Below are 25362 nucleotides of genomic sequence, written 5' to 3'. Positions count from 1 at the left end.
CCGACAGTGCACCGTGGCTACATGTGGGTCGACCGCGAACTGGCCCGGATGGACCCGGACACCGACTGGGAGCGGATGATCTCGCTCTACGTCGGCCACCGCGTCCCCGAGTTCGCGCTGGCGATGATGGTCTATCCGGGCACCATGCGCATGATGCAGCCGGGCTTCGGATCCGCCACCCTGGCCCACACCCGGAAGCTGGAGACGAGACCCCGGCGGCGCTTCGAGGACGGCAACGCGTTCCTGATGGCCTGGATGGTGGACGGGTTGTCGAGCACCGCGGGCCGCGAGGCCGCCGAGCGACTCAACCGCATGCACCTCGCCATCTCCCGCGGGACGCCCCACCTGCCCGGCAACTTCGACGACGTCGACGACTTCGTCTATCCCCTGGTCCTGCTGGCCACGTTCGCCGACCGTCTGCAGACCTCGCTCGGCCTGCCGGGTACGAGCGCGAACATGAAGACCGCCTGGCATCGCTGGGCGCAGACCCTCTTCCGCCTCCTGGAGCGCGAGTCCGGCCCGCTGGCCGACGAGGCTTTCCCGGAGGACTGGGACGCGATGACCGAGTTCGCCCTGAAGTTCGAGTCCCGGCCCTATGAGGGGACGGAGTCCGGCCACCGGGTGGCGACCGCGATGATGGAGTTCTTCGCCGAGTACTGGTTCCCCACCCCCTTACGGGCGTTCGGCAGGGACCTGACCCGGTATCTCGCCGGCGAGCGCGTCTGTCGGCTCCATCGGATCGGCTGGCTCAGCCCTCGCCGCGAGCGTGCCGTGCGCGTCTTCCTGAAGTCCGCGTTCCTCGCCCAGCGCCTGCTGCCCGACTACCGCAGACCGCTTCCCCAGCGGCTGCGGCAGACCCGACGCGGGCCGTCCGCCGCGAGCACCCCCTGAGGGCGAAGTGGCTCAACTACCCAGCATCTTCAAGGTCCTTCGGTGCCACACCAACGGACTCCTCTCGTCGTCGGACCGCATCGCCAGCACCCGCAGCACGATGATGTCGTGGTCGCCCGCCGGATAGCTGTGCTCGACCGTGCACTCCAGCCACACCGGCGCGCCGTCGAGGAAGATCGCGCCGGATTCCGCCTCCACCGTGCGCAGGTCGGTGAACCGGCCCGCCTTGCTGCGGGAGGAGAGTTGACGGGCCTTGTCGCTGTGGCCCTCGCCCAGGACGGAGATGCCGATGGCCTGCGCGCGGGACAGCAACGGCCAGGTGGTCGAGGTGTGTTGGGCCGCGAAGGAGACCATGGGCGGGTTGTGGGAGACGCCGACGGCGAACGATGAGACGACCATGACGGTCGGGTCGCCGTGGACGCGCGCGGAGAGGGCCGCGACCCCCGACGGGAAACCGGAGAACGCCCTCGTCATCTCCCCGGGATCCGAGGTGATGCCGTCCAGGTCCTCCAGGCCTTCCATTGCCGTCATCGTGCAACCCCCGTCTGTGTTCCGGCTCATGAGGCCACGTCAGGCTTCATCAGGCGACTCCCGTGGGTACTTGTGGGTTGTGGTGGAACGGCGTGCACCGGCGGAAGTCCCGTGCCGGGAGGCTCTGTTCGTGGTCGCAGGAGTGCGCACGCGAGGAGGCAGAGCAGTCCGACGATCGCGAGCCCGCCGAGCGTGACCGCGTAGCCGTGCCCGGCCAGCAGCACCGCGCACACCGCGCTGCCCAGCACCGCCCCGAGTTGCTTCATGGCGTTGAAGGTTCCGGACGCCGCCCCGACCTCGTCCGGGCCGACCGAGGTCACCGCCGCGATGGAAAGGGGCGACCAGACAAAGGAGTTGGCCACCCCGTACACCGCGAAGGTGGCGGTCAGTGCGGAGACCGGGGCGTCCGTCGCGACGAGCACCGCCGATGTCCCGATGGACAGGACGAGGGCGCCGGAGCCGATGACGGCGACCGCGCGGGTCCCGATCCCGTTGTTGAGCCGGGCCGACACCGGCGCCCCCAACAGGCAGACCACGCCCATCGGTACGAGGGTGAGCGCGGCCGCGCCGGCGTCGAGCCCGCGCTCCCGCTGGAGGTACAGCATCAGCGGGATCATCGCCGACCCGGAGCAGAAGGCCGCGGCGGCACCGGCCCAGGCCGCGACGACGAACCCCCGGCTGCGCAGCAACTCGACCGGTACGAGGGCCCGTCGACCGTCCCGGCGCTGGAACCACACCACCCCCGCGACCACCACCACGCCGACGACGACGAGCAACCACCGCGGCACGCCCAGCACTTGGGCCCGCGCCGCGTCCGTGCCCTGGATGCCGATCACCAGCGCACCGACACCGCTCGCGTTCGCGCAGATCGCCCAGACCGGGATGCGTGCCTCCTGGCGCGGCAGGACCGGGACGAACACGGCCACGGCGGCCATCGCGGCGACACCGACCGGAACGTTGACCCAGAACACCGCGGGCCAGCCCCCGACCGCGACGAGGAACCCGCCCAGCAACGGCCCGACGGCCACCGCCGCGCCGCCGACCGCGCCCCAGACCCCGAGCGCTACGGCGAGGCGTGGCGGCCGGAACAGTGCCTTGATGAGGGTCAGGCACTGCGGTGTCATCAGCGCGGCCCCGATGCCCTGCGTCACCCGCCAGGCGACAAGTGCCGTGATGGTGGCGGCAGTTGCGCACAGCAGCGACCCGAGGGTGAACGCCGCAAGCCCGATCAGATGGACGCGTCGATGGCCGTAACGATCGCCGAGCCGTCCCGCGACGACCAGCGGCACCGCGTACGCGATGAGGTAACCGCTGTTGACCCACATCGCGGTGGTCTCACTGGCGTGCAACCCACTGATCAGGGACGGCAGCGCGACCGAGGTGATCGTGCTGTCCAGCAGCAGCATGAAGAACCCCGTGCACAGGCTGCCGAGGGCGAACCACTCGCGCCGCGCACTCGTGCCTCCACTCGCCACCGCCATCTCAGACTGCCAGGTTCTCGCGCAGAGTCGATCCGGTGTACGCCGGTGCGAGGGCGCCGCGGCGGCGCAGTTCGGGCAGCAGCAGTTCGCTGATCCCGGCGAAGCCGGAGGGCATGGCCAGCGGGCTGGAGAACATGAAGCCGCCGCGCGATCCGGTCGCCGCGAAGTTCTCCTCCAACGCGTCGGCCACGGCGGCCGGGTCGCCGACCACACTGTGGTCCAGGCCCGTCGCCCGCCCCCGTCCGTGCGCGAAGAACTCGCTACGGCTCATGGTGTGGTCCGCGCCGAACTCGGTGACGAGCGAGCCGACGATGCCCGCGGGACTGGCGTTGGCCGCCGCCAACTCGTCGCGCAGTTCGCCGAGTCGGAAGGATCCGGGAAGCGTCGAGAAGTCGTAGCCGGCGTTGTGCGAGAGGTAGGTGGCGACGGCCTCCTCGTTCCAGAACTCGTGCACCGCGTCGCAGCGCGCCGACGCCTCGGCCTTCGTACGGCCGACGATCACCTGCGTGGCCCAGAGGATGCCGACGTGCTCCGGGTCCCGTCCTTCGGCGAGCAACGCCTCGTCGAGCATCTTGCGATGGCGCTGCTGGCTCGCCAGATGCCCGCCGAAGCCGAAGACGAGATCGGCGAAGCGGGCCGAAGCGGCAATCCCCCGGGGCGAGTTGCCCGCCTGGACGATGAGCGGGTGGTACTGCGGGCCGGGGACGGACGCGAGCGGGCCCTTGACGGTGAAGAAGCGCCCGTCGTGGTCGATGGGACGCACCTTCGCGGGGTCGGCGAACCGGCCCGTGCTCCGGTCGCGGACGATCGCGTCCGGCGCCACGGAGTCCCACAACGCCCGGCAGACGTCGACGAATTCCTCCATCCGCTCGTAGCGCAGGTCGTGGTCCATCAGCTCGGTGAACCCGTAGTTCGCCGCGTCCGCGCCGCGGGTGGAGGCGACCACGTTGAAGGCGATACGGCCGCCGGTCACATGGTCGAGCGAGTTCAACAGCCGGGCGACGTAGAAGGGATGCATGAACGTCGAGGAGTACGTCAGCCCGAAGCCGACCTTCTCCGTCACCGTCGACATCGCGGCGATGACCGGTGACATGTCGTGGCGCGGCCACTGGATGCCCCACTCCACGGCCGGTGCGATGCTGCCCCGCCAGGTGCTGGGGATACCGCTGCCGTCGCCGAAGAACAGCAGCCCGACGCCCGCGCGTTCGGCGGTCTGCGCCAGTTCCATGAACATCCGGACGTCCGGGAAGTCCCGCCCGATCCAGGAGCCCTGCCGGGCCCAGGCACCTTCGGTGTGGGTGAAGGAGAGGTCGTAACCGATGTGCATTCCGGTCATCGCGCAGCCTTCTTCCACAGGTCCACGACCTCGTCGGCGTCGCTCAACACTGCGACGTTCAGGCCCAGTTGGAACAGGGCGGCGGCGTTGACGTGGTGGTCGTAGGCGGTCGTCGTGTCCTGCGGTACGACGACGGGCCAGTCGAGTTGGACGGCGTCCTGGGCGGTCGCGTACACACAGCACTCGCTCGTCAGGCCGACGACGGTGAGCCAGTCGTGGCCGGCGGCGCGCAGCCGCGCGTCGAGATCGGTGCCGAGGAAGCCGCTGTACCCGCGCTTGACCACCCGCAACTCGCCTTCCGCGGGCCGCATTCGATACCACTCGGCGCCGGGCGTCCCGATCCGGCACGGCTCGTCCGGGCTCATGGGCGCGTCGTAGTCGCCCTCGCGCAGCCAGTTGCTCGACCGCCACGGGCGCGCCGGGTCGCTGCCCAACTCGACCCAGACGACCGGTACTTCGGCGGCACGTGCGGCGTCGACGAGCTCGGCGATACGGGTGACCGTCCGGTCCAGCGCCGTGAGCGCCGCGTCCGTCAGGCCGTACGCCCCGAGCCGGTCGGGATCGGCGAAGTCCCGTTGCACGTCGACCACGACGAGCGCGGGCCTGCCGAACGACTTGGCGAGGTGGGCGAGTTGTCGCTCCCGCAGGTCGGACATCAGGCCGCCACCTCGTCGCGGGCGCGCAGCGCGGGCAGCACGGTCTCACCGAACAGCAGCATGTCCTCGTCGTACTCCGGGAAGATCAGCATGAGTCCGTCGAGGTCGGCCTCCCGCACGATGTACTCGATGTGCTCGGCGACCGTACGGGCATTGCCGGCGACGTACGGCGTCTGGAAGGCCGCCTCCCCGTCGGCGCCGTCGGCCCACGCACGGGCCTGGTCGGCGGGCACGCCCCAGGTGTGCCGCATATGGGCGAGTGCCTCGCGGTCGACGCCCACGCCCCACTCCTTCACCTTCTTGACGGCCAGCTCGTCGGTGTCGTCCTGGACGACGGTGAGCATCGAATAGGTCTTGCAGACACGGCCGTTGGCCTTCGCCCGGGCGTGGACGTCGGCGGAGAGCGACCGCATGTCGTCGAGGCTGTCGGCGGCGAGGAAGGCACCGTCGGCGTACCGGGCCTGGAAGCGGCGCGCGTCCTCGGACCGTCCCGCGCTGATGAGCGTCGGCCGGGTCGCCGGATGCGGACGGGACTCGCAGTCGACGAGGTCGAAGTACGGGGTGTTCAGGGTGACCGAGTCCTCGGTCCACAGCCGGGTGACCGCCTCCGTCCACAGCTCCGTCATCCGGTAGCGGTCCTCGTGGCTCAACTCCGGGTCCCAGTCCCCGAATTGCTCGAACTCCCCCGCGTACGAGCCGTTCACGATGTTCATGCCGGCCCGGCCCCCGGAGATGTCCTGGAGGGTCGTGAGCATCTTCGCCGCGACGGCGGGGTTGTGGATGTTGGCGTGCAGGGTCGCCCAGATCTTGACCCTGCTGGTCGCCTCGGCGAGCGCCGACATCATCGTCATCGACTCCAGCGAGCGGCCCCAGTGGTCCGTACTCCCGCCGAAACCACGCCACTTGGCCATCGACATCACGAAGTCGAGCCCGATGTTCTCCGCGTGCAGGGCGGCACGCTTGTTGTAGGCGTAGGTCGCCTCGGGGTGCGGCGCGGTGGTGGACAGCATCCAGCCGCCGTTCCCGATGGGAAGGAAGATTCCATACTCTTTCGCGGGCACGTCAGGGACCTTTCTGCGGCTCTTTCAGGGGCGTTTCGACGGTCTGCCGACCATGGGGCCTACGGCGCGGGCCAGACGAGCTTGTCGCCGCTGTAGATGTCCTTGACGAACGAGGTGTCGAACCACGCCCCGGCCTTGGCGGCGGTCACACTGCTCGGCACGATCTTGAACTGGTGCAGCATGGCGACGAGTTGGGTTACGTTGTCGGGGTCGATCCCGCCCAGCGGCTGTCCGGGCGTCGGGTTCTCCTTGACGACCTGCGTCTCGGTCTTCCAGATCGTCGCGTTGAGCTTCTTGTCGTAGGTCGGGCCGGACAACTTGGCCGCGTAGCCCACGCATTCGGTGATGTGCGCCTCACTGGAGGAGCAGTACTCGTACGCGTGCAGCGCGGCCCGCAGAATGTCCTCGACGGCGTGCGGATGCGCCTTGGCGAACGCCGGGTTGACCGCCATCGCGCCGATCGAGCTCGGGATCTTGTAGTCGACCGGCTTCCACACGGTGACGTCCTTGCCGGCCGCCTTGAGCTGGTTCGGCTCGTTCGAGACGAACCCGGTGAGCGCTTCGAGACCGCCCTGCTTCCGGGGCAGCACGGAGGGGTCGTAGCCCTCCTTCACCAGCTTGAGCGAGTCCCACTTCACACCGGCCTTGACCAGCATCGCCTCGACGGCGGCGGGGACATACCCCTTGTGCCCGACGACCTTGCCGTCGAGCTGGGTCAGGTCGGTGATGTCCTTGTTGGTCATCAGAATGTCGAGACCGGCGTTCGAGTACGAGGAAATGCCCTTGATGTCGATGCCGTTGGCCTGCGCCTGGATCAGATCCTGCTCGGAGATCGCGGACACGGTCGCCTGTCCGCCGGCGAGCAGCTTGGTGTTCTGCGCGGTGTCACCACTGCCGGGCTTGAGATCGACGGTGAGGCAAAGGTCCTTGAAATACCCCAGCTTGGCGGCGGCGATGTATTCGAGGATCGACACGGAGGACTGGAACTGATACCCGGAGAGATACGTGATCTTCCCGGCGGCCTTGTTCTCCGCACACCGCTTCGCGGATATCGCGGACCCGGCCGAACCGGCGGAGCTGCTGTCGTCCGAGCCGGATCCGCATCCGGCGACTCCGATCGTCAGCACGGTGGCGACGAGGGCTGATCTGGTGAGGCGATGGTGGGACATGGGTGACTCCAAACTGGCGTTATTGCCGGTGAGTTGAGCGCCCCAAAGGGGCACGGCGCTGTATCGATATGCGGCTCCGCCGCGTGGGCGCGGCCGGCCCCCACAGGCCCGCAGCCAAAGGACGACCAAGCCGCGCAGCGGTCAGTCCTGATTACTGTCGTGCCAATGCAGCACACGCCGCTCAACGACGGTCACCGCAAGCAACAGCAACACGCCCATCACCGCTAGAACGAGGATCGAGGCGTAAACAACGGGGAGTTGATTCATGGAGGAGGCCACACTGATCGCCGTGCCAAGACCCCCCGTGGACCCGGACGCCGACATCTCGGCAACGACCGCCCCGATGATCGACAGCGGAAAGACGATACGCAGCGCGGCAAAGAGATACGGCAGCGCATTCGGAACCCGCACATGCCACAACAGCTCGACCCGACTCGCGTCCATCGTCCGATAGACCTGCAACACCTGCTGAGGAACGGACCGCAGCCCCGTAGCCGTGTTGATGAGGATCGGGAAGAAGCAGATCAGCCCGGTGATGATCAGCTTGGGCATGGGCCCGAACCCGAAGGCGACGACCAGGGCCGGCGCGACCGCCACCAGCGGGGTCACATTGAGGACGACGGCGATCGGCATCACCGCCCGCCGCACCAACGGAAGTTCACTGGTCAGCACCGCGAGGACGAACGCCCCGACGAACCCCATCCCCAGCCCGGCCGTGGCCTCACCGAGCGTGACAAGGGCGTTGTGGACGTAGTAGCCGAAATTGCCGGAGAGCGAACTGCCGACGTCGGACAACGGCGGCAGCAGATAGGGAAGTTGTTCGGCCCCCCAGTGCCAGAGCCCGGCAAGGAGCGCCAGCATCACGACGAGGGGCAACCACACGGCCGGCCGGACCCACGCGATCCGCGACCTCGGGTGCTTCAGACTGAACCGGGACGGTTCGACGGGCGGTTGCTTCCCGGCCGTACCGGCCGCCGGGGCGTCGGTGGTGCGTTCGTCGGCTACGGTCATGTCCCTCACGCCCCCACTCACGCGGCTTCGCTGTGCCAGGCGCGCCGCAGCCGCTCTCTCACCAGGTCCTCGTACTCGTGGAACCGCCGTTCCCCGAAGAGCCGTTCACCGCGTGGCCGAGGCAGGTCGACGTCGATGCTCTCGACGATGCGGCCGGGGTTCGGCGCCATGACGACGACGGTGTCGGAGAGCCGTACGGCCTCGGACACGGAGTGCGTGACGAACAGAACTGTGGTCCTCAACTCCTCCCACAGGTCGAGGAGTTGGTCCTGGAGGCTTTCGCGGGTGAACTCGTCGAGCGCCGAGAAGGGTTCGTCCATGACGAGCACGTCGGGTTGCAGGCCGAACGCCCGCACGATCGCGGCGCGTTGGCGCATTCCGCCGGACAACTGGGCGGGAAGCTTGTGCAGGGCGTCGCCGAGACCGGCCTTGACGAGGAGTTCCTCCATGTCGGGAACCGCCGTCTGCCGCTCGGCGAAGTCGGCGATGCGCTCACGACGCTTCCCGGCGCCCCGGTTGATCTTCTGCGGCAGCGTGACGTTGCGCAGGACGGACAGCCAGGGCAGCAGCGCCGGGCTCTGCGGCACGAGCCCGATCATCTTGGCCGCGCACGCCTGTGCCGGTGTCACCCCGTGGACCGACACCTCGCCGTGGTCCGGCTGTTCGAGCCCCGCGACGAGTCGCAGCAGCGTCGACTTCCCGCAGCCGCTGGGGCCGATGAGGCTGACGAAACGGCCCGACGGCACGGTCAGGTGGACGTCGTCGAGGGCCGTGGTCGCGGCGGACCCGAAGCCGTAGACCCGTCGTACCGACCGCAGTTGGAGTGCTGGCGTACCAGTCACCTTCACGCTCCCATCCATGTCGCGGGCACGAGTGCCCGATCCTGGAAGTCGGAGAGCGTGCGTAGCGAGTGCGACTGACTGCCACGCGGAAATCCGCTTAGGTGTCCCCGACCGTAGGAAGATTGTGTTTCGGGACGGCGCAGTTGACTGTTACGGGCGTTTTACGTCTGGCCGCGACGAGGGGCGCAGCGGGGCGACCGTGCTGCCGTCGTACACATGGATCTCGATCCCGAGGTCCGCCGCGGCGCGCGCCACCCAGCCGCCCAGGGCCTGCACGATCAGCTCGGTGACCAGCAGGATCGCCCGCTCGGCGGTCGGTACGGATTCCCGCAGCCAGAGCAGTTTGAACATGTCCGCCATGACCTTGTTGCGGTAGGCGGGCTTGTACGCACCTTGGTTGCCGACGAGTTGGACGAGGACGCGGCGGTCGGCGTCGATGCCCTCTACCTCGACGCGGCTGCCGTCGGGCAGCATGAGCGGCTTCGGACGCAGCAGCGTGCCGAGGTGGTCGCCGAGCGCGAGCAGCATGCGGCGCTCGACGGAGCCGTCGGCGAAGCGGCTCCACTCGGTGGGGGCGTCCAGGACGATCAGGTGCATCCGCCGCATCCTAGGAAGTGTCCGTTTCCCCCGTGTTGCTTAGGGTGGACCACCATGAGAGCCGGCGGAGCGACCAGGACACCTGACGAGGACGCGGGTACGACACGACTCGACGGCCGGGTCGAGCGGGGCAACCGCACCCGGCGGCTGGTCCTGCGCCGTACCGTCGACATCGCCTCCGTCGAGGGTCTGGAGGCGCTGTCCGTGGGCCGGTTGGCGACCGAGTTGCGGCTCAGCAAGAGCGGGGTGTTCGCGCTCTTCGGCTCCAAGCAGGAGCTGCAACTGGCCACCGTGCGCGAGGCCGCCCGTATCCACACCGAGAAGGTCATCAGGCCCGCCGCCGAACTCCCCGCCGGGATCGGCCGGTTGTGGCGGCTGTGCGAACTGTGGCTGGAGTACTCGCGGGGGCGGGTCTTCCCGGGCGGCTGCTTCTTCTACGAGGTCATCGCCGAGTTCGACGCCCGGTCCGGGCCGGTGCACGACGCGGTGGCCGGCGCGCAGCGGGACTGGACGGCCCTCGTGGAGCGGACGGTCGCCGAGGCGCGAGACGCGGGCGAGTTGCGGGCCGACACCGACATACCCCAACTCGCCTTCGAGATCGTCGCGTTGATGGAGACGGCCAACGCGGTCTCCGTACTGCACGACGAGGAGACCGCGTACCGCCGGGCCCGGGTCGGCATAGCGGCACGGCTGCGGTGCGCGGCCACGGATCCTGCGGCGGCTCCCCAAGTCACCTGACATACAAGGCATTTCACGTCTCCGCGCACACCGCATTTCCCCATCCCGACTTCGGCCGAAAACAAGTAGCACGATCGTTCGGACAGCTTTAGGGTCAAGTCCCATGACTGCCACCGGAACGGACATCGTCGAGCTCGACCGGATCGCCGTGTACGAGGCTTTGCGCGTAGTGGAGTTGGCGCAGGAGGAGGACTGGGAGCGGGACACCCCCTGCGCGGGGTGGAACCTGCGGCGGCTCGTGGCGCACATGGCCGCGCAGCATCACGGGTTCGCGGCCGCCGCGCGCGGCGCGGGTCAGGACAGGGCGTACTGGCGGGAGCCGGAGGACATGGGCGCGCCGGCCCGGACGCATCGCGCGGCGGCCACGGCCGTCCTCGCCGCGTTCGCCGAACTCGGCGCCACCGAACGGGAGTTCGCCCTGCCGGAGCTGGGCTTGAGCGTCCCCGGCCGGACGGCGATCGGCTTCCATTTCATCGACTACGTCGTGCACGCCTGGGACGTCGCCGCCACGCTCGGCACCGCGCCGGACCTGTCGGAGGACGTCCTGGACATCGCGCTGGTGGTGGCCCGACTGGTGCCCACGGACCCGGCCGGACGCGGCCCGGGATTCGCCTTCGCCCCGCCGCTCGACGTGCCGCCGGACGCCGGTCCGCTCGACGAGGCGCTACGGCTGCTGGGCCGGGCGCCTGAGCACTGGCCCACGAAGAGCCGCTGAACTCGCTTCCTTTGCCTGCCCTTTGAGGAAAGCTGCCCTCCCTTTGAACAAGCCGAGTGGCCCACGCGTACCTCCAGGCACTGGCCACGCGTCAACTTCTCCAACGACCAGTTGGTTCCCCCGGGAGGCTCCCTTGCGTCGTATCAACGGTACGGCTGTGTTCATCGCGACCATCGTCGCCACCACCGGTGCGCTCGCCTTTCCCGTGTGGTCGTACGCCGACCGGGCGGGGACCGGGCAGGCGAACGTGGCGGCGGGCACCGTGAACACCGAGTGGGGGCCGTTGACGGCCGCCGACCGGGATCTGATCGTGCGGGTGCGGCTGGCCGGGCTGTGGGAGCTGCCGGCCGGGCAACAGGCGGTCGAGCGGGCGCCCAGCCAGGCGATCAAGGAGGCCGGGGACCATCTCATCGTCGGTCACACCGACCTCGACAAGCGGGTGCGGATCATCGCGGCCCAGCTCAATGTCGCGCTGCCGAACGTGCCGAACGAGCAACAGCAGGGCTGGCTGCAGGAGATGAGCGCGGCGACCGGCACGGAGTACGAGTACAAGTTCGCCAACCTGCTGCGGGCCGCGCACGGCAAGATCTTCCCGGCCATCGGCGCCGTACGGAACACCACCCGCAACACCTTGGTGCGACAACTGGCCTCGGACGCCAACCAGACCGTGCTCGACCACATCACCGTGCTGGAGAAGACCGGGCGGGTCGACTTCGACGCGATCGCCAACGGGATCGCGAACGCCTCGACCGCCAGCCCGACCGGCCCCGCGGCACCCGTACCCGGCCAGCCGGCCCCCTCGGCACCGGCCGCCGTGGCAAGCCCGAACATCGGCACCACCTCACGCCCGTCCCCGGCCGCACCGGGCACGGTCAACACCGGCCGACCGGATCCGGTCGACTCGAACGGCGTGCTGGGGTAGGGCCTGCCCCGGCCGTCCGGGTCCTGGCCCCGAACCTCAAATGTTGCTCTGAAAGTGACGCGGCCGAGGTTCGGGGCCCTGCCCGTGGGCGATACCCCCGTCACACCGAACAGCGGACTTGTGGAGTTCATGGGGTTCATGGCTCGCCTGGCGGACGGGGACGGACGATGGAACGACTGGGGACGGGCATCGGTTGGCGGCCGGAGATCGCGGACGCCGTGGAGCGCATGCCGGGCATCGACTGGGTCGAGGCGGTCGCCGAGAACGTCTGCCCCGGCCACCTCCCCGAATCGCTGCTACGGCTGCGCGAACGCGGCGTGACCGTGATCCCGCACGGCGTCTCCCTCGGCCTCGGCGGTGCCGACCGGCCGGACGCGGGCAGGCTGACGGCGCTCGCCGAACGGGCCGAGGCGCTGGGCTCGCCGCTGATCACCGAGCACATCGCGTTCGTCCGCGCGGGCGGCCGACTCACCGCGTCCCCGCTCCTCGAAGCCGGCCACCTGCTGCCGGTCCCGCGCACCCGCGACGCCCTCGACGTGCTCTGCGAGAACATCCGCATCGCCCAGGACGCGCTGCCCGTACCCCTCGCCGTCGAGAACATCGCCGCACTGCTGGCCTGGCCGGGCGAGGAGATGACCGAGGGCCAGTTCCTGTACGACCTGGCCGACCGCACCGGCGTACGGCTCCTGATCGACGTCGCCAACCTGCACACCAACCACGTCAACCGCGGCGAGAGCCCGGCCGAGGCCCTCGCCGAACTCCCCGTCGAGGCCATCGCCTACGTCCATGTCGCCGGCGGCATCGAACGCGACGGCGTCTGGCACGACACCCACGCCCACCCCGTCCCCGCCCCGATCCTCGCCATCCTCACCGACCTCGCGACCCGCGTCTCCCCGCCGGGGGTACTACTGGAACGCGACGACAACTTCCCCGAACCAGCAGAACTGGAACGGGAGTTGATGGCAATCCGCGGGGCAGTGGCCAAGGGCTGGGCACGCTCGACCACGAACGGGACGCCCGCGCGGGAGTCGACGAGGCTAGAGGCGGCGGGGGCGCCGGAGACGAAGTCGATGCGAGCCACGCGGGCGGCAGGGGCGGCGGGGGCGAAGACGCTACAGGCCACGGGGGCGCCGGAGGCACAGACGCTACGGGCTGTGGGGTCGCCGAAGGCGGAGCCGATGCGGGCCACGGGGTCAGCGAAGGCGCAGACGCTGCGGGTCGCAGGGTCGCCGGAGGCACAGACGCCGCAAGCCACCAGATCGCCGGAGGGACAGACAACACGCGCCGCCGAGGTGCCGCAGGACACGCCCGCGCCCCGGGGCAGCGGCGCTCCCCCCGCCGCATCGCCGACCTCCGACTCCGCTCGCCAGCGTCTCGCCCTCGCTCAGGTCGCTCTGCTCTCCGCCCTTGTCGCCGGGACTCCTGTGCCCGACGGGTTCGATCGGGTGCGGCTCGGGGTGCAGGCGCGGGCGCTCGGGGTGAAGCGGGCCGATGTCGTGGCGAAGGTGGCTCCTGAACTGCCGGTGATTCTCGGGGCGTCGTACCGGTCGGCCTTTCTCGCGTACGCGCACTCGCACCCGATGAGCGGCGGGTACCGGCGTGACGCGCTGGACTTCGCCGGGCAGTTGCTGCTGTCGGGCGGGCCGGAGGATGTCGAGGCGCGGCGGGAGTTGCGGGAGTGGTGGCTGGAGCGCTCGGGGCCGGCCCCGCGTTCGACGCGGCCCGCGGTCCGGCTCGCCCGCGCGACCAGGCGGGTGCTGCAACGCCGTTGAGGGGTGGGGTGGGGCGGGGCCGGCAAGGGGTTACGGCTGCGCTGACTAGGGGCCTTGGGAGGTGACAGTGACTCCACAGTAATATTGCGGTCCCGCACGAGAAGCGCACAGAAAGCACACTCCCGTGCGGTGCCGTGACAGGAGGCACCCCATGCGACCGCGACCCCCCGTGAAGGGCCGAGGCATCTTCAGTGGCACCGGCGTCATCGTCATGGGCCTGACCGCGACGCTGGCGGCGCTGATCTTCCCGGTCTGGTCCTACGCCGACCGGTCCGGGACGACCGGTGCCAACGTGCTCAGCGCCCAGACGGTGACCACCACCCAGTACGGGCCGTTGTCCGCCCTGGACCGGGACTTCGTCACCCGGGTCCGGCTGGCCGGGCTGTGGGAGCTGTCGGCCGGCCAGCAGGCCGAGGAGAAGGGCACGACCGCGGCCGTACGGACGGCGGGGCAGCATCTCATCGACGGGCACACCTTCCTGGACGAGCGGGTGCGCGATGTCGCCGCCAAGCTCGGGCTGCCGCTGCCGAACCAGCCCAACGCGCAGCAACAGCAGTGGCTGGCCACGCTCAATGCGGCACAGGGTGTGAACTTCGACCGTGAGTTCGCCAACATCCTGCGCCTCGCGCACGGCAAGGTCTTCACGGTGGTCGCGCAGGTCCGCGCCACCACCCAGAACTCCCTGGTCCGCGCCCTCGCCGACGACGCGAACACGACCGTCCTGGACCACATCAAGGTCCTGGAGGCCACCGGGTACGTCGACTTCTCCGCGCTGGCGCGGGACATGGCGGCGTCGAGCACGCCCGTACCCAGCAGCTCCGCCGTGGCCGACCCCGGTCAGGTCGTACCGCTGGCCCCGTCCGTCTCCCCGACCTACACCCTCCCGCCGGCCGCCTCCAGCCCACCGGCGTCGACACAGCCGTAGAAGCTGCAGAAGCCGTAGCCCTGCCGTAGTCCCGTTTCGGACGTGGTTCGTTTCCGGACAATCGGAACGTCACATACCGACAACGCTCCGTCCGGATTGTGAACAAGGCATGGCGTCGCACTCGGCCTTTGGCATAGAAACTTGGCATGTTCTGGGTCCTTCTCCTGCTCCTGGCCTGGGCCGTCGCCGGCACCGCGTGCACGCGGCTGTGCCTGGCCGCCGTCAGAGCGGCGACCGTCGACGCGGACGACACGGGCGCGGGACACGATCTGACGCTCTACGAGGCGGCGTTCCTGTCCGGCGGTCCCGCGCGGGTCGCCGATCTGACGCTCGTCTCCATGGCGCGGCAGCACCGGCTGCTGCTCGCGCACACCGGCTGGGCGACCGTCGTCGACCCGCGCGGCCGGGACGCCATCGAGCGGTCGGTGATCGGCGCCATCGGGCCCGAGGGACAGTCCAGGATCGGCCCGGTGCGGGCCACCGCGGCGGCCACGGACGCGGTCCGCGACGTCGCGGACCGGCTCGTCGACGCGGGTCTGGCCGTACCGGACGGGAGCAGTACGACCGTCGCGGCCGGGGTACGGCAGGTGCGGGCCGCCGCGCTGGTCGTGCTCGTGCTGGGCGCGACCGCACTGCTGACGCCGGGGGCGGAGATGCCGCGCGGGCTGGTCGCGCTCTGGTTCGCGCTGCCGCTGGCCCTCACGCTGAGCTGTCTGGCCATCGCGCGGGTCGAGGTGCACCCGTACTCGCGCTGGGCCTCCCCGGCCGGTCAGCGGCTGCTCGGCACGCTGGCGCGGCACGCGGGCGGCGGGGACGACCGTATGTATCTGACGTCCGTCGCCGTACGCGGCATCCGCGCGGTCGGCGAGCCCGATCTGCGGGCGGCCTTCGCACATCGCGAGCAGTACCGCGGGCAGTTCGACGAGTGGCGTCGCTGACGTCGCCGACCACAGCGTGAAGGCGCTCCCCGGGGGCGCACAGGGGTCATTGGGGCCGACACCGCCCGATGGTGCTTGCCTTCGCCAACAGCCGAACGAAACATCCCTTTTGTTGCAGCCGTGCTCCGAAGGGATACCGCCACCATGCGAGCCGCCGCCCTGTACTCGGCCGCCGGGTCCTTGCTCCTGACCACCCTCGCCGCCGCCCCGGCCACCGGTGCCCCGGGCGCCGTCGAGCCGGCCGGCACCGCGCTCGCCGCCGCGCACGCCCGGGCGAAGGGCATCGACTTCGGGAAGTGCCCCGACGCGGAGGACATGCCCGGCACCATGGAGTGCGGCACGGTCTCCGTCCCGCTCGACTACGCGCACCCCGACGGCAAGCAGATCAGACTCACCGTCAGCCGGGCCCGGGCCACCCACAAGGACCCGCACAACAGCAAGCGCAGAGTCCCCCGCCAGGGCTCCCTGGTCTACAACCCGGGCGGCCCCGGCGCCTCCGGCCTCTACTTCCCGCTGATCGGCCTGCTCCCCGAGTGGAAGCGCATCGCCTCGGCCTACGACCTCGTCGGCTACGCCCCACGAGGGGTCGACAAGTCGGCACCGCTGTCCTGCGTCGACCCCAAACGCTTCTTCAAGGGACCCTCGCAGTCGCCGACGCACCCCTCGGAGTCGTACAAGAAGGAGCGCGTCGCTCAGGCCAAGGCCTACGCGCGCGGCTGCGCCAAGCGCTCCGGCAGCAAGCTCCGCTTCTACAACTCCCTCAACAACGCCCGCGACCTGGACGTCCTGCGCGCCGCCCTCGGCGAGGACCGGCTGACGTTCATGGGCGCGTCCTACGGGACGTACTTCGGGGCGCTGTACGCGACGCTGTTCCCCTCGCACGTACGGCGGATGGTGTTCGACTCGGCGGTGAACCCGGACCCCGAGCAGATCTGGTACCGCAACAACCTCGACCAGTCGGCCGCGTTCGAGAGCCGCTGGGCGGACCTCCGCGAGTGGATCGCCAAGCACGACGACGTGTACGGCCTCGGCAACACGGCGGAGAAGGTGCTGCGCAGCTACGAGAAGGCTTCGGCACGGCTCGCCGAGAAGCCCGCGGGCGGCAAGGTGGGGCCGGCGCAGTTGCAGGGCGCGTTCCTGTCCGCCGGGTACTACGACGACTACTGGCCGCACACCGCGGCGGCGCTGTCGGCCTACTTGAAGGGCAACCCCAAGCTGCTGGTACGGCAGGCGGGCGCGACGCCGGGGGCGGCCGTCGAGGCGGAGAACGGCAACGCGGTGTACACGGCCGTCGAGTGCAACGACGCGGCCTGGCCCACCGAGTGGAGTGTCTGGGACCGGGACAACACGCGGCTCGCGCGGGTGGCGCCGTTCGAGACCTGGGACAACGTGTGGATGAATCTGCCGTGCGCGTACTGGCCCGAGCCGCGTCAGCAGCCCCTTGATGTGCGGACCGGGCCCGGTGAGTTGCCGCCGGTGCTGATCATGGCTGCCGAGCGGGATGCGGCTACGCCTTATGACGGGGCGCTTGAGTTGCAGCGGCGGTTGTCCGACTCGGTGTTGGTGACTGAGCGGGACGCGGGGACTCATGGGATCGCCGGGGGATCCAACAAGTGCGTCAACGGGTATCTGGACGCTTATCTGTTGGAAGGGCGGTTGCCTGAGCGGCATGCGGCTTGTGCGCCGCATGCTGAGCCGAAGGCTGCGCGACCGGGCAGTAAGTAGTCTGCGGCCCGGTGGGGGCTGGTCGCGCCCACGCGGCGGAGCCGCATATCGACACAGCCCCGCGCCCCTGAAAGCCTAAAAGCAGGGCGACTACGCCAGGCCCGCTACCAAGTCCGCGATGTCCTTGCGGCGGCCCGTGTAGAACGGGACCTCTTCTCGGACATGCATGCGGGCCTCGGAGGCTCGGAGGTGGCGCATGAGGTCGACGATGCGGTAGAGCTCGTCGGCCTCGAAGGCCAGGAGCCATTCGTAGTCGCCGAGGGAGAAGGAGGCGACCGTGTTGGCGCGGACGTCCGGGTAACCGCGCGCCATCTTGCCGTGGTCGGCGAGCATGCGGCGGCGGTCCTCGTCGGGCAGCAGGTACCAGTCGTAGGAGCGCACGAACGGGTACACGCTGATGTAGTTGCGCGGGGTCTCGTCGGCCAGGAAGGCCGGGATGTGCGAGCGGTTGAACTCGGCGGGGCGGTGCAGCGCCATGTTCGACCAGACCGGCTCCAGGGCGCGGCCGAGCTTCGTGCGGCGGAAGAGGTTGTACGCCTCCTGGAGCTGGTCGGCGGTCTCGGCGTGCCACCAGATCATGAGGTCGGCGTCGGCGCGCAGGCCCGACACGTCGTACGTGCCGCGCACGGTCACGTCCTTCGCGGCGAGCTGGTCGAACAGCTCCTGGACCTCGTCGGCGTATCCCGCGCGGTCCTCGGGCAGTACGTCCTTCAGCTTGAAGACGGACCACAGGGTGTAGCGGATGACCTCGTTGAGGTCCTTGGCCAGCTTGCCCTTGTTCGGGACACGGCCGGACTCGGTGGTGGGGGCGTCGTCGCTCATGGGGCTATTCTCCCGCTCCGCCGGACGCGCTCGGCACCGGGTCACCGGTCAGCCGCTCGACGGCCGCGTAGGCGCTCGCGATGGTCGCCGGGATGCCGACCCCGTCGTACGCCGCGCCGCACACGGCGAGGCCGGGCAGCTTGCCCACGTGCTCGCGGATGCGGGTCACGCGCGCGTGGTGGCCGACCGGGTACTGGGGCAGGCCGTCGGTCCAGCGGGTGACGCGGGTCTCGACGGGCGTGGCGTCCAGGCCGGTGGCCTCGCGCAGGTCGTGGCGCGAGACGTCGACCAGGCCGGTGTCCTCGCGGTCCAGGATCGCCGTCTCGCCGTACCGGCCCACCGAGGTGCGCAGGACCAGCACGTCCGGGTTCTCGTCGGCGATCCAGCCCCACTTCTGGGAGGCGAAGGTGGACGCCTTGATGGTGCGGCCGTCGACCGGCGGCACCAAGAAGCCGCTGCCTTCGGGGAGTTCGATGTCCGCTCGGCGGTAGGCGAGGGTGATCAGGGCCATCGACGCGCACTCGACGGCACCCAACTCGGCCGCGGCGCCGGGTGCTTCGGGGCGTAGCAGCTCGGCGGCCACCGGTGCGGGGACGGCGACGATCACGCCGTCGGCTTCGAGGACGCGATCTCCGGCGACGATCCGCCAGCCCTCCGCTCCGCTCCGGCGCAGCTCCGTCACGGGTGTCCCGATGAGGATCTCGGCGCCCCGCGCGCGCACCGACTCCGCGACGGCGAGCGGGAGTTGGCCCACGCCGCCCTGGATGCCCATGAAGACCGGGCCGGTCTGCTGGGCGGCGACGGCGCGCTCCTGGATGCCCCGGACGGCTTCGGTGAGGGAGTCGTGGATCCGCACGGCCTGGAAGAGCTGCGGGACGGCGGAGCGCATCGAGATGCGGTACGCGTCGCCCGCGTAGACCCCGCCCAGGAGGGGCTCGACGAGGCGGTCGACGACCTCGCGGCCCAGGCGTGCCGCCACGTACTCCCCGACCGCGACGTCGTCGCCGACCTCCGTGCGGGGCAGGTCGGCGTCGCGCTCGATGCGGTGCAGGCCCTCGTCCGAGAGGACCCCGGCGAGGGCGGACGCGGTGCCGGGGACGCCCATGACGTGGCCCTTGGGCATGGGGCGCAGGGCACCCCGGGTCCAGATCGACGCGGTGGCGGTGGCGGGCGCCCGCAGTCGGTCGGTGAGGCCCACCTCGCGGGCCAGTGCGACGGCCTCGGGGCGGCGGGCCAGCATCGATTCGGCGCCGAGGTCCACGCGGGCGCCCGCGATCTCGCCGGGCAGCAGCTTGCCGCCGACCCGGTCCGACGCCTCGACGACCGTCACGCGCACGCCTCTGTCCAGCAGCCGGTGTGCGGCGGCCAGCCCGCCGATCCCGGCGCCGATGACGACGACATGCCCTGTGCCCGTCCGAGTCTCCACTTCGCGCATGCCCCCAGCCTCTCAGACCCCACTGACAGTCCGGCCCCGGCCCGGTGTCCGGTGCGAGTCCCGACCGTGACCGCATCGGGACCGTTTCCGGCCAACGTCCCGCCCGGTCCGGGCGTCGAAGGAGCGTCAGTCGTCACGACGACCCTCGGGGGTACCGACCCATGCGTACATCACACTCCACACGGCCCGTTCAGGTCCTGGCCGGGCTCCTGCTCGCCTCGGCCCTCGCGCTGAGCGGGTGCAGCGGCGGCGCGGACTCGGCCACCGCCAGCGATGCCGGCGCCGGTGCCAAGGCCGTGGCTCCGGACACCGCCCGGCAGGAGGGCGCGGCGGGCAGCGGCAACGCCAAGGACACCAAGTCCGTACCCAAGCTCACCGCGAGCAGCATCATCCGTACGGCCTCGCTGTCCGTGCGGGTCAAGGACGTACCGAAAGCGCTCGACGAGGCCCGCACCACGACCGAGAACGCGGGCGGGTTCGTCGGCAACGAGACGACCACCCGCGACGGGCAGGGCCACGAGCGCACCCGGGTCGTCCTGCGGGTGCCCACCGACAAGTACGACGAGGTCCTCGCCGATCTGGAGGGCGCGGGCAAGCTGCTGGAGCGCAGCGCGAAGGCACAGGACGTCACCGACCAGGTCGTGGACGTGGAGAGCCGCATCACCTCACAGCGGGCCAGCGTGGCACGCGTGCGTGAGCTGATGGACCGAGCCACCAAACTCAGCGATGTGGTGCAGTTGGAGGGCGAGTTGAGCACCCGCGAGTCCGACCTGGAGGCGCTGCTCGCCCAGCAGGCCTCCCTGAAGGACCGCACGAGCCTGGCCACCATCACGCTGTCGCTGTCGCAGACCCCGGTCGCGAAGGCCGCCGCGAAGGACGACAGCCCCGGCTTCGTGGACGCCGTGGCGGGCGGCTGGCACGTCTTCGTGACGATGCTGCGCTGGATCGCCCTGGCGCTCGGCGCGGTGCTGCCGTTCGCGGCCGTGGCGGCACTGTTGGTTGTCGTGTGGCTGCGTGTCGTACGCCCGCGCCGGGCCGCTGCCGTCCCCGTGACCACCGGCGTGGGCCCGCTGCCGGCGGCTCGGCCGGTGCGCGAGGAGGAGCAGGGCGGACAGGACTGAAATCATCGGTCCCCGTAGCGTGTTCGCATGGACATGAGCCGTGCGAGGGGTACCCGGGAACGACTGGTCGTCATCGGCGGTGACGCCGCGGGCATGTCCGCGGCGTCGCAGGCACGTCGCCTCAAGGTGCCGGACGAACTGGAGATCGTGGCCTTCGAGCGGGGGCACTTCACGTCGTACTCGGCGTGCGGGATCCCCTACTGGGTGGGCGGCGACGTGTCCACGCCCGAGGAGTTGATCGCCCGTACCCCGGAGGAGCACCGGGCGCGTGACATCGACCTGCGGATGCGCACCGAGGTCGTGGAACTCGACCTCGCGGGCGGGCGGGTACGCGCGCGTGACGTCGATTCCGGGGCCGAGTCCTGGACGTCGTACGACAAACTCGTGATCGGGACCGGGGCGCGGCCGATCAGGCCGGACATGCCCGGGGTGGACGCCCCCGGGGTGCACGGGGTGCAGACGCTCGACGACGGGCAGGCGTTGCTCGACTCGCTGGCACGCACGCGTGGGCGTCGTGCCGTGGTGGTCGGGGCCGGGTACATCGGGGTGGAGATGGCGGAGGCGTTCGTCAACCGCGGGTATGAGGTCACCGTCGTCAATCGTGGCAAGGAGCCGATGTCGACGCTCGACCCGGACATGGGGCGTCTGGTGCACAAGGCGATGGAGGGCCTGGGCATCACCATGGTCAACGACGCCCATGTCACCGAGCTGCGCACCGGGAACGACGGGCGGGTGCAGGCGGTGGTCACCGAGGACGCGGAGTATCCGGCGGACGTCGTGGTGCTGGGCATCGGGGTGCGGCCCGAGACGGGCCTCGCGAAGGCGGCCGGGCTGCCGCTGGGGCAGCACGGCGGGCTGCTGACCGACATGGCGATGCGGGTGCGCGGGCACGAGAACATCTGGGCCGGGGGCGACTGCGTCGAGGTCCTCGACCTGGTCTCCGGGCAGGAGCGGCACATCGCCCTGGGGACGCACGCCAACAAGCACGGGCAGGTCATCGGCACCAACGTGGGCGGGGGTTACGCGACCTTCCCGGGAGTGGTCGGTACGGCCGTGAGCAAGGTGTGCGACCTGGAGATCGCGCGCACCGGGCTGCGCGAGAAGGACGCCCACCGCGCGGGCCTGCAGTTCGAGGCGGTCACCATCGAGTCGACCAGCCGCGCGGGCTACTACCCGGCGGCCTCCCTCATGACGGTGAAGATGCTCGCCGAACGCCGTACGGGCCGTCTCCTGGGCGTGCAGATCGTCGGCCGGGAAGGCGCCGCCAAGCGTGTCGACATCGCGGCGGTCGCCCTCACGGCCCGTATGACGGTGGAACAGATGACGGCGTTGGACCTGGGCTACGCCCCGCCGTTCTCCCCGGTGTGGGACCCGGTCCTGGTGGCGGCCCGAAAAGCGGCCGCCAAGGTCCAGGCCGCCCTTCGTTGAACGATTCCTACGCCGTGCCGTTGATGCGGTCTATGGCCTGCCGTGCCTGCTCGGCCGGCGGCCTGGCGGGCAGCGAGGAGACCGACGCGCTCGGCGGCATCATCGCGGCGGGCTGTGCGGCCGCCGCGGGCTTCGCGTGGGCGCCCAGCGCGTTGGACCGCAGCCGGTTGCTCACCGCCTCGTCCAGGGTCACCGGCCGCTGCATCTGTGCGGCCAGGCGTCCCGCTTCCTGGCCGAGCCTGGCGACATCCTCCCAGGGGAGGCGCACCACCAGGGAGATCTCGGCCTCGCCGTCGGGCGTGGCGGTCATCTGAGGGGAAATCCGATCGTTCATCGCCTGTTCCTCACGTCGTCCCCGCGACACGCCTTCCCCGCACCGCGAGCGGTTGAGGAGTCATACGCACAGGCGGACGGCGGTGTTCACCGGTTCGCCGCGCGGATCGGGGGCACTAATCCCTTGTGGTCATCCCCGTCCATGACGTGAACCCGGTGCGCCGCACCCCTTGGGTGACGTATGCGCTCATCGCCGCGAACGTGCTCGTCTTCCTGTCCACTCCCGGAATGGCGGGTTCCGTGGCGGGCGGCAGCGACCTCTCGCAGTTGTGCCATCTGCAGGCGTTCCTGGACCACTACGCGGCCGTGCCGCGGGAGTTGATCCACCATCAGATGCCGCAGCTCGTCCCGACCGGCGCCGTCCAGGCCGGCCCCGGCGGCGCGAGCTGCGCGGCCGGCCCGCCGAGCTACGACAAGTCGGCGCCCCTGAGCGTCTTCACCGCGATGTTCCTGCACGGCAGTTGGATCCACCTGCTGGGCAACATGCTGTTCCTGATGATCTTCGGCAACAACGTCGAGGACCGCATGGGCCACATCCGCTACACGCTCTTCTACGTAGTGTGCGGTTACGCGGCGGGCTACGGCTTCGCGCTGCTCAACGCCGACTCGGCCGACCCGCTGATCGGTGCCTCCGGGGCGATCGCCGGTGTCCTGGGCGCCTATCTGGTGTTGTACACGAAGGCCAGGGTGTGGGTCCTGGTGCCGTTCCTGTTCTTCCTGCCGCTGCGCCTGCCGGCCTGGCTGGTGCTGGGCTTCTGGTTCGTCCTCCAGGCGTTCTACTCGGCCGGCGAGGGCGTCTCCGGCGCCGGCACCGTGGCGTACGCGGCGCATGTCGTCGGCTTCCTGGCGGGCATGCTGCTGGCCTGGCCGCTCAAGGCGGGCACGCCCCCGCCGCCGGAACCGCGCGGCCTGCTGTTCGGCAGACGGGCCCGGCCCCGGCACACGTGGTGAACGCCTTCTAGACGGCCGTCTCGGTGTGGACGTACTCCACGAGCCGGGTCAGCGCGTCCGGGTCGGTGGACGGCATGACGCCGTGGCCGAGGTTGAAGATGTGGCCCTCCAGGCCCTTCGCCGTGTCGAGGACCTCGCGGGTCTTCGCCTCGACGGCCTCCGTGGAGGCGAACAGGACGGTCGGGTCGAGGTTGCCCTGGAGCGCCTTGCCGGGGCCGACACGGCGGGCGGCCTCGTCGAGCGGGACCCGCCAGTCGACGCCCACGACGTCCGCGCCGGCCTCGCCCATCAGGCCGAGCAGCTCGCCGGTGCCGACGCCGAAGTGGATGCGCGGGACGCCGTAGCCCTCGACGGCCTTGAAGACCTTGGCGGAGGCGGGCAGCGCCGAGCGGCGGTAGTCGGCCGGGGCGAGGGCGCCGGCCCAGGAGTCGAAGACCTGGACGGCGCTGGCGCCCGCCTCGATCTGGACCTTGAGGAAGGCGGCCGTGATGTCGGCGAGGCGGTCCAGGAGGTCGTGCCAGAGCTCGGGGTCGCCGTACATGATCGCCTTGGCGTTCTCGTACGTGCGGGACGGGCCGCCCTCGACGAGGTAGCTCGCGAGGGTGAACGGGGCGCCGGCGAAGCCGATGAGGGGGGTGGAGCCGAGCTCGGCGGTCAACAGGCCGATGGCCTCCGTGACGTAGGAGACGTCCTCGGGGGTGAGGTCGCGGAGCTGGGCCAGGTCGGCGCGGGTGCGGATCGGGTTCTCGACGACCGGGCCGACGCCGGGCTTGATGTCGAGGTCGACGCCGATGGCCTTGAGCGGGACGACGATGTCGCTGAAGTAGACCGCCGCGTCCACCTTGTGCCTGCGCACCGGCTGGAGGGTGATCTCGGCGACCAGCTCTGGACGCGTGCAGGAGTCGAGCATCCCGATGCCCTCGCGCGCCTTGTGGTACTCCGGCAGCGAGCGCCCGGCCTGCCGCATGAACCACACGGGTGTGTGCGGCACGGGCTCACGCCTGGCCGCCTTCATGAAGGCGGAGTCGTAAGTGGCGGTCTGCTGCTGGCCCTCGGGGCTCTGGTTGGCACTCACGGGGCAAGTCTCGCACGGCGCCAGAAGGCGATTACACGGTGTGCTGAGCGGAAGAGCGGGTGTCTAGTCCCGCACGATGCCTCCGTTCCCCTTAATCTTCCCGCATGGCTGCGGCTCAGGGACGATTGTCGGACGGCACTGACGGAATGGACGACTCCAAGGAGGGGGATGGGGGCGGTGCGGCGCCGCCGGCTTTCCAGGCCGCGGTCCAGGCCCTGAAGAACAGTCGGCTGCGGCCGCAGATCGAGATCGATCCGACGCCCGCTCCCCAGCGGCTCGCCCCCTTCGCGTACGCGCTGGAGGCCGCGGTCGTCGACGGCGACCAGGACCTGGCCGACGGCCGGCTGGTGCTGCTGCACGACCCGGCCGGGCACGACGCCTGGCACGGCACGTTCCGGCTGGTGACGCTGGTGCGCGCGGAGCTGGAGCCGGAGATGGCGGCGGACCCGCTGCTGCCCGACGTGTGCTGGTCCTGGCTGACCGGTGCGCTCCAGGCGCGCGGACTGACGTACGGCGAGCCGAGCGGCACCGTCACACGGGCCAGCTCCCACTACTTCGGCGGGCTGTCCGAGCGCCCGTCGGCCTCCCAGATCGAGATCCGTGCCTCGTGGACACCGCGCGAGGGGCTCGGCGGCGTCCCGGACACGGCGGCGCATCTGGCCTCCTGGTGCGATCTGCTGGCCCAGGTCGCGGGCCTGCCGCCGGCGGGTCCGGGCGACGCGTCCATCGTCACGCTGCCGCAACGCCGGGGCCCGCAGTCACGCTGAGCCTTACCCGAGGCACACCGAGGTCTTACCGATCGCTTCTGGTGTCTTTGTCGATACGGCCACTTTCAATCAGGAGTGGCCCATCGAACGAGCCGTTTCGTTCACCGAACGATCGACAGC

Annotated in this window: 25 protein-coding genes; 12 read left to right on the top strand and 13 right to left on the bottom strand. The window is 70.4% G+C overall.

Going from position 1 to position 25362, the window contains the following annotated elements; translation table 11 throughout:
* The first annotated feature begins 21 nt into the window (after positions 1-21).
* Entirely contained in the window at positions 22-891 is an 870-nt protein-coding gene (locus OG223_RS39725) for a DUF2236 domain-containing protein (RefSeq protein ID WP_329259610.1), read from the top strand.
* Positions 892-903: 12 nt separating this feature from the next.
* Here the strand turns inward: OG223_RS39725 and OG223_RS39720 are convergent, their stop codons facing one another.
* The 9 genes from OG223_RS39720 to OG223_RS39680 all read right to left on the bottom strand — a co-directional run bounded on the left by OG223_RS39720 (position 904) and on the right by OG223_RS39680 (position 9575).
* Positions 904-1422, bottom strand: coding sequence for a flavin reductase family protein (locus OG223_RS39720; RefSeq protein ID WP_329259608.1), 519 nt, complete (start codon positions 1420-1422; stop codon positions 904-906).
* A gap of 26 nt (positions 1423-1448) precedes the next feature.
* Positions 1449-2903, bottom strand: coding sequence for an MFS transporter (locus OG223_RS39715; RefSeq protein ID WP_329259606.1), 1455 nt, complete (start codon positions 2901-2903; stop codon positions 1449-1451).
* 1 nt (position 2904) lies between these two features.
* Positions 2905-4239, bottom strand: a complete 1335-nt coding sequence (locus OG223_RS39710; RefSeq protein ID WP_329259603.1) for an NtaA/DmoA family FMN-dependent monooxygenase — start codon at positions 4237-4239, stop codon at positions 2905-2907.
* A complete protein-coding gene (locus OG223_RS39705; protein WP_329259600.1) occupies positions 4236-4895 on the bottom strand; it encodes a cysteine hydrolase family protein in 660 nt (219 codons plus the stop codon). Before OG223_RS39705 ends, OG223_RS39710 begins: the two co-directional genes overlap by 4 nt.
* A complete protein-coding gene (locus OG223_RS39700; protein ID WP_329259597.1) occupies positions 4895-5956 on the bottom strand; it encodes an LLM class flavin-dependent oxidoreductase in 1062 nt (353 codons plus the stop codon). The genes OG223_RS39705 and OG223_RS39700 overlap by 1 nt, the downstream gene beginning before the upstream one ends.
* 59 nt (positions 5957-6015) lie before the next feature.
* Positions 6016-7125 (bottom strand): ABC transporter substrate-binding protein, encoded by a 1110-nt coding sequence (locus OG223_RS39695; protein WP_329259592.1) that lies wholly within the window; start codon positions 7123-7125, stop codon positions 6016-6018.
* A gap of 141 nt (positions 7126-7266) precedes the next feature.
* Entirely contained in the window at positions 7267-8136 is an 870-nt protein-coding gene (locus OG223_RS39690; RefSeq protein WP_329259589.1) for an ABC transporter permease, read from the bottom strand.
* Positions 8137-8153: 17 nt separating this feature from the next.
* The gene (locus OG223_RS39685) at positions 8154-8978 is read right to left on the bottom strand and encodes an ABC transporter ATP-binding protein (RefSeq protein WP_329259586.1); all 825 of its coding nucleotides are present in this window, start codon (positions 8976-8978) and stop codon (positions 8154-8156) included.
* A 150-nt stretch (positions 8979-9128) separates the two neighbouring features.
* The gene (locus tag OG223_RS39680; RefSeq protein ID WP_329259583.1) at positions 9129-9575 is read right to left on the bottom strand and encodes a hypothetical protein; all 447 of its coding nucleotides are present in this window, start codon (positions 9573-9575) and stop codon (positions 9129-9131) included.
* Between the two features lie 54 nt (positions 9576-9629).
* Here OG223_RS39680 and OG223_RS39675 point away from each other — a divergent pair, with 54 nt between their 5' ends.
* From OG223_RS39675 to OG223_RS39645, 7 genes are all read left to right on the top strand, one after another.
* Entirely contained in the window at positions 9630-10313 is a 684-nt protein-coding gene (locus OG223_RS39675) for a TetR/AcrR family transcriptional regulator (protein WP_329259581.1), read from the top strand.
* Between the two features lie 103 nt (positions 10314-10416).
* Positions 10417-11028, top strand: coding sequence for a TIGR03086 family metal-binding protein (locus OG223_RS39670; protein WP_329259578.1), 612 nt, complete (start codon positions 10417-10419; stop codon positions 11026-11028).
* A gap of 133 nt (positions 11029-11161) precedes the next feature.
* Positions 11162-11950: a DUF4142 domain-containing protein gene (locus OG223_RS39665; protein WP_329259575.1), complete on the top strand. Its 789-nt coding sequence runs from the start codon at positions 11162-11164 to the stop codon at positions 11948-11950.
* Between the two features lie 167 nt (positions 11951-12117).
* Positions 12118-13722, top strand: a complete 1605-nt coding sequence (locus tag OG223_RS39660; protein ID WP_329259572.1) for a DUF692 domain-containing protein — start codon at positions 12118-12120, stop codon at positions 13720-13722.
* A 151-nt stretch (positions 13723-13873) separates the two neighbouring features.
* The gene (locus OG223_RS39655; RefSeq protein ID WP_329259569.1) at positions 13874-14647 is read left to right on the top strand and encodes a DUF4142 domain-containing protein; all 774 of its coding nucleotides are present in this window, start codon (positions 13874-13876) and stop codon (positions 14645-14647) included.
* 146 nt (positions 14648-14793) lie between these two features.
* The gene (locus OG223_RS39650) at positions 14794-15585 is read left to right on the top strand and encodes a TIGR04222 domain-containing membrane protein (protein ID WP_329259566.1); all 792 of its coding nucleotides are present in this window, start codon (positions 14794-14796) and stop codon (positions 15583-15585) included.
* Between the two features lie 144 nt (positions 15586-15729).
* The gene (locus OG223_RS39645) at positions 15730-17310 is read left to right on the top strand and encodes an alpha/beta hydrolase (protein ID WP_329259563.1); all 1581 of its coding nucleotides are present in this window, start codon (positions 15730-15732) and stop codon (positions 17308-17310) included.
* 90 nt (positions 17311-17400) lie between these two features.
* Here the strand turns inward: OG223_RS39645 and hemQ are convergent, their stop codons facing one another.
* Both hemQ and hemG read right to left on the bottom strand, forming a co-directional pair.
* Positions 17401-18132 (bottom strand): hydrogen peroxide-dependent heme synthase, encoded by a 732-nt coding sequence (gene hemQ, locus OG223_RS39640; RefSeq protein ID WP_329259560.1) that lies wholly within the window; start codon positions 18130-18132, stop codon positions 17401-17403.
* Between the two features lie 4 nt (positions 18133-18136).
* Positions 18137-19567, bottom strand: a complete 1431-nt coding sequence (gene hemG / locus OG223_RS39635; RefSeq protein WP_329259557.1) for a protoporphyrinogen oxidase — start codon at positions 19565-19567, stop codon at positions 18137-18139.
* A gap of 161 nt (positions 19568-19728) precedes the next feature.
* Between hemG and OG223_RS39630 the strand changes: the two genes are divergently transcribed.
* The gene (locus tag OG223_RS39630; protein ID WP_329259554.1) at positions 19729-20688 is read left to right on the top strand and encodes a DUF4349 domain-containing protein; all 960 of its coding nucleotides are present in this window, start codon (positions 19729-19731) and stop codon (positions 20686-20688) included.
* Positions 20689-20715: 27 nt separating this feature from the next.
* Positions 20716-22116, top strand: coding sequence for an FAD-dependent oxidoreductase (locus OG223_RS39625; protein WP_329259550.1), 1401 nt, complete (start codon positions 20716-20718; stop codon positions 22114-22116).
* Between the two features lie 7 nt (positions 22117-22123).
* Here OG223_RS39625 and OG223_RS39620 read toward each other — a convergent pair whose 3' ends face one another.
* Positions 22124-22450 carry a hypothetical protein gene (locus OG223_RS39620; protein ID WP_327400635.1) on the bottom strand — a complete coding sequence of 109 codons (327 nt, stop codon included), beginning with the start codon at positions 22448-22450 and terminating at the stop codon, positions 22124-22126.
* 125 nt (positions 22451-22575) lie between these two features.
* Between OG223_RS39620 and OG223_RS39615 the strand changes: the two genes are divergently transcribed.
* A complete protein-coding gene (locus tag OG223_RS39615; protein WP_329259546.1) occupies positions 22576-23400 on the top strand; it encodes a rhomboid family intramembrane serine protease in 825 nt (274 codons plus the stop codon).
* Between the two features lie 7 nt (positions 23401-23407).
* On the opposite strand, the gene hemE is transcribed toward OG223_RS39615, so the two are convergent.
* Positions 23408-24475, bottom strand: a complete 1068-nt coding sequence (gene hemE, locus OG223_RS39610) for a uroporphyrinogen decarboxylase (protein WP_329259543.1) — start codon at positions 24473-24475, stop codon at positions 23408-23410.
* Positions 24476-24579: 104 nt separating this feature from the next.
* Here hemE and OG223_RS39605 point away from each other — a divergent pair, with 104 nt between their 5' ends.
* Positions 24580-25242 (top strand): DUF3000 domain-containing protein, encoded by a 663-nt coding sequence (locus OG223_RS39605; RefSeq protein ID WP_329259540.1) that lies wholly within the window; start codon positions 24580-24582, stop codon positions 25240-25242.
* Positions 25243-25362 lie beyond the last annotated feature (120 nt).

Source organism: Streptomyces sp. NBC_01478, assembly GCF_036227225.1.
GTDB lineage: Bacteria > Actinomycetota > Actinomycetes > Streptomycetales > Streptomycetaceae > Streptomyces.
The sequence above is the reverse complement of the archived record's forward strand: the minus strand, read 5'-3'. Positions and strand labels throughout refer to the sequence as shown.

What these genes read in the sequence shown, in the direction of transcription:
- OG223_RS39690 (WP_329259589.1), bottom strand. Translation starts at nt 8,136, where the DNA reads ATGACCGTAGCCGACGAACGCACCACCGACGCCCCGGCGGCCGGTACG.
- OG223_RS39630 (WP_329259554.1), top strand. Translation starts at nt 19,729, where the DNA reads ATGCGTACATCACACTCCACACGGCCCGTTCAGGTCCTGGCCGGGCTC.
- OG223_RS39715 (WP_329259606.1), bottom strand. Translation starts at nt 2,903, where the DNA reads ATGGCGGTGGCGAGTGGAGGCACGAGTGCGCGGCGCGAGTGGTTCGCC.
- OG223_RS39675 (WP_329259581.1), top strand. Translation starts at nt 9,630, where the DNA reads ATGAGAGCCGGCGGAGCGACCAGGACACCTGACGAGGACGCGGGTACG.
- OG223_RS39670 (WP_329259578.1), top strand. Translation starts at nt 10,417, where the DNA reads ATGACTGCCACCGGAACGGACATCGTCGAGCTCGACCGGATCGCCGTG.
- OG223_RS39660 (WP_329259572.1), top strand. Translation starts at nt 12,118, where the DNA reads ATGGAACGACTGGGGACGGGCATCGGTTGGCGGCCGGAGATCGCGGAC.
- hemQ (WP_329259560.1), bottom strand. Translation starts at nt 18,132, where the DNA reads ATGAGCGACGACGCCCCCACCACCGAGTCCGGCCGTGTCCCGAACAAG.
- OG223_RS39720 (WP_329259608.1), bottom strand. Translation starts at nt 1,422, where the DNA reads ATGACGGCAATGGAAGGCCTGGAGGACCTGGACGGCATCACCTCGGAT.
- OG223_RS39725 (WP_329259610.1), top strand. Translation starts at nt 22, where the DNA reads ATGTGGGTCGACCGCGAACTGGCCCGGATGGACCCGGACACCGACTGG.
- OG223_RS39645 (WP_329259563.1), top strand. Translation starts at nt 15,730, where the DNA reads ATGCGAGCCGCCGCCCTGTACTCGGCCGCCGGGTCCTTGCTCCTGACC.
- OG223_RS39650 (WP_329259566.1), top strand. Translation starts at nt 14,794, where the DNA reads ATGTTCTGGGTCCTTCTCCTGCTCCTGGCCTGGGCCGTCGCCGGCACC.
- OG223_RS39680 (WP_329259583.1), bottom strand. Translation starts at nt 9,575, where the DNA reads ATGCACCTGATCGTCCTGGACGCCCCCACCGAGTGGAGCCGCTTCGCC.
- OG223_RS39605 (WP_329259540.1), top strand. Translation starts at nt 24,580, where the DNA reads ATGGCTGCGGCTCAGGGACGATTGTCGGACGGCACTGACGGAATGGAC.
- OG223_RS39625 (WP_329259550.1), top strand. Translation starts at nt 20,716, where the DNA reads ATGGACATGAGCCGTGCGAGGGGTACCCGGGAACGACTGGTCGTCATC.
- OG223_RS39655 (WP_329259569.1), top strand. Translation starts at nt 13,874, where the DNA reads ATGCGACCGCGACCCCCCGTGAAGGGCCGAGGCATCTTCAGTGGCACC.
- OG223_RS39695 (WP_329259592.1), bottom strand. Translation starts at nt 7,125, where the DNA reads ATGTCCCACCATCGCCTCACCAGATCAGCCCTCGTCGCCACCGTGCTG.
- hemG (WP_329259557.1), bottom strand. Translation starts at nt 19,567, where the DNA reads ATGCGCGAAGTGGAGACTCGGACGGGCACAGGGCATGTCGTCGTCATC.
- OG223_RS39705 (WP_329259600.1), bottom strand. Translation starts at nt 4,895, where the DNA reads ATGTCCGACCTGCGGGAGCGACAACTCGCCCACCTCGCCAAGTCGTTC.
- OG223_RS39620 (WP_327400635.1), bottom strand. Translation starts at nt 22,450, where the DNA reads ATGAACGATCGGATTTCCCCTCAGATGACCGCCACGCCCGACGGCGAG.
- OG223_RS39710 (WP_329259603.1), bottom strand. Translation starts at nt 4,239, where the DNA reads ATGACCGGAATGCACATCGGTTACGACCTCTCCTTCACCCACACCGAA.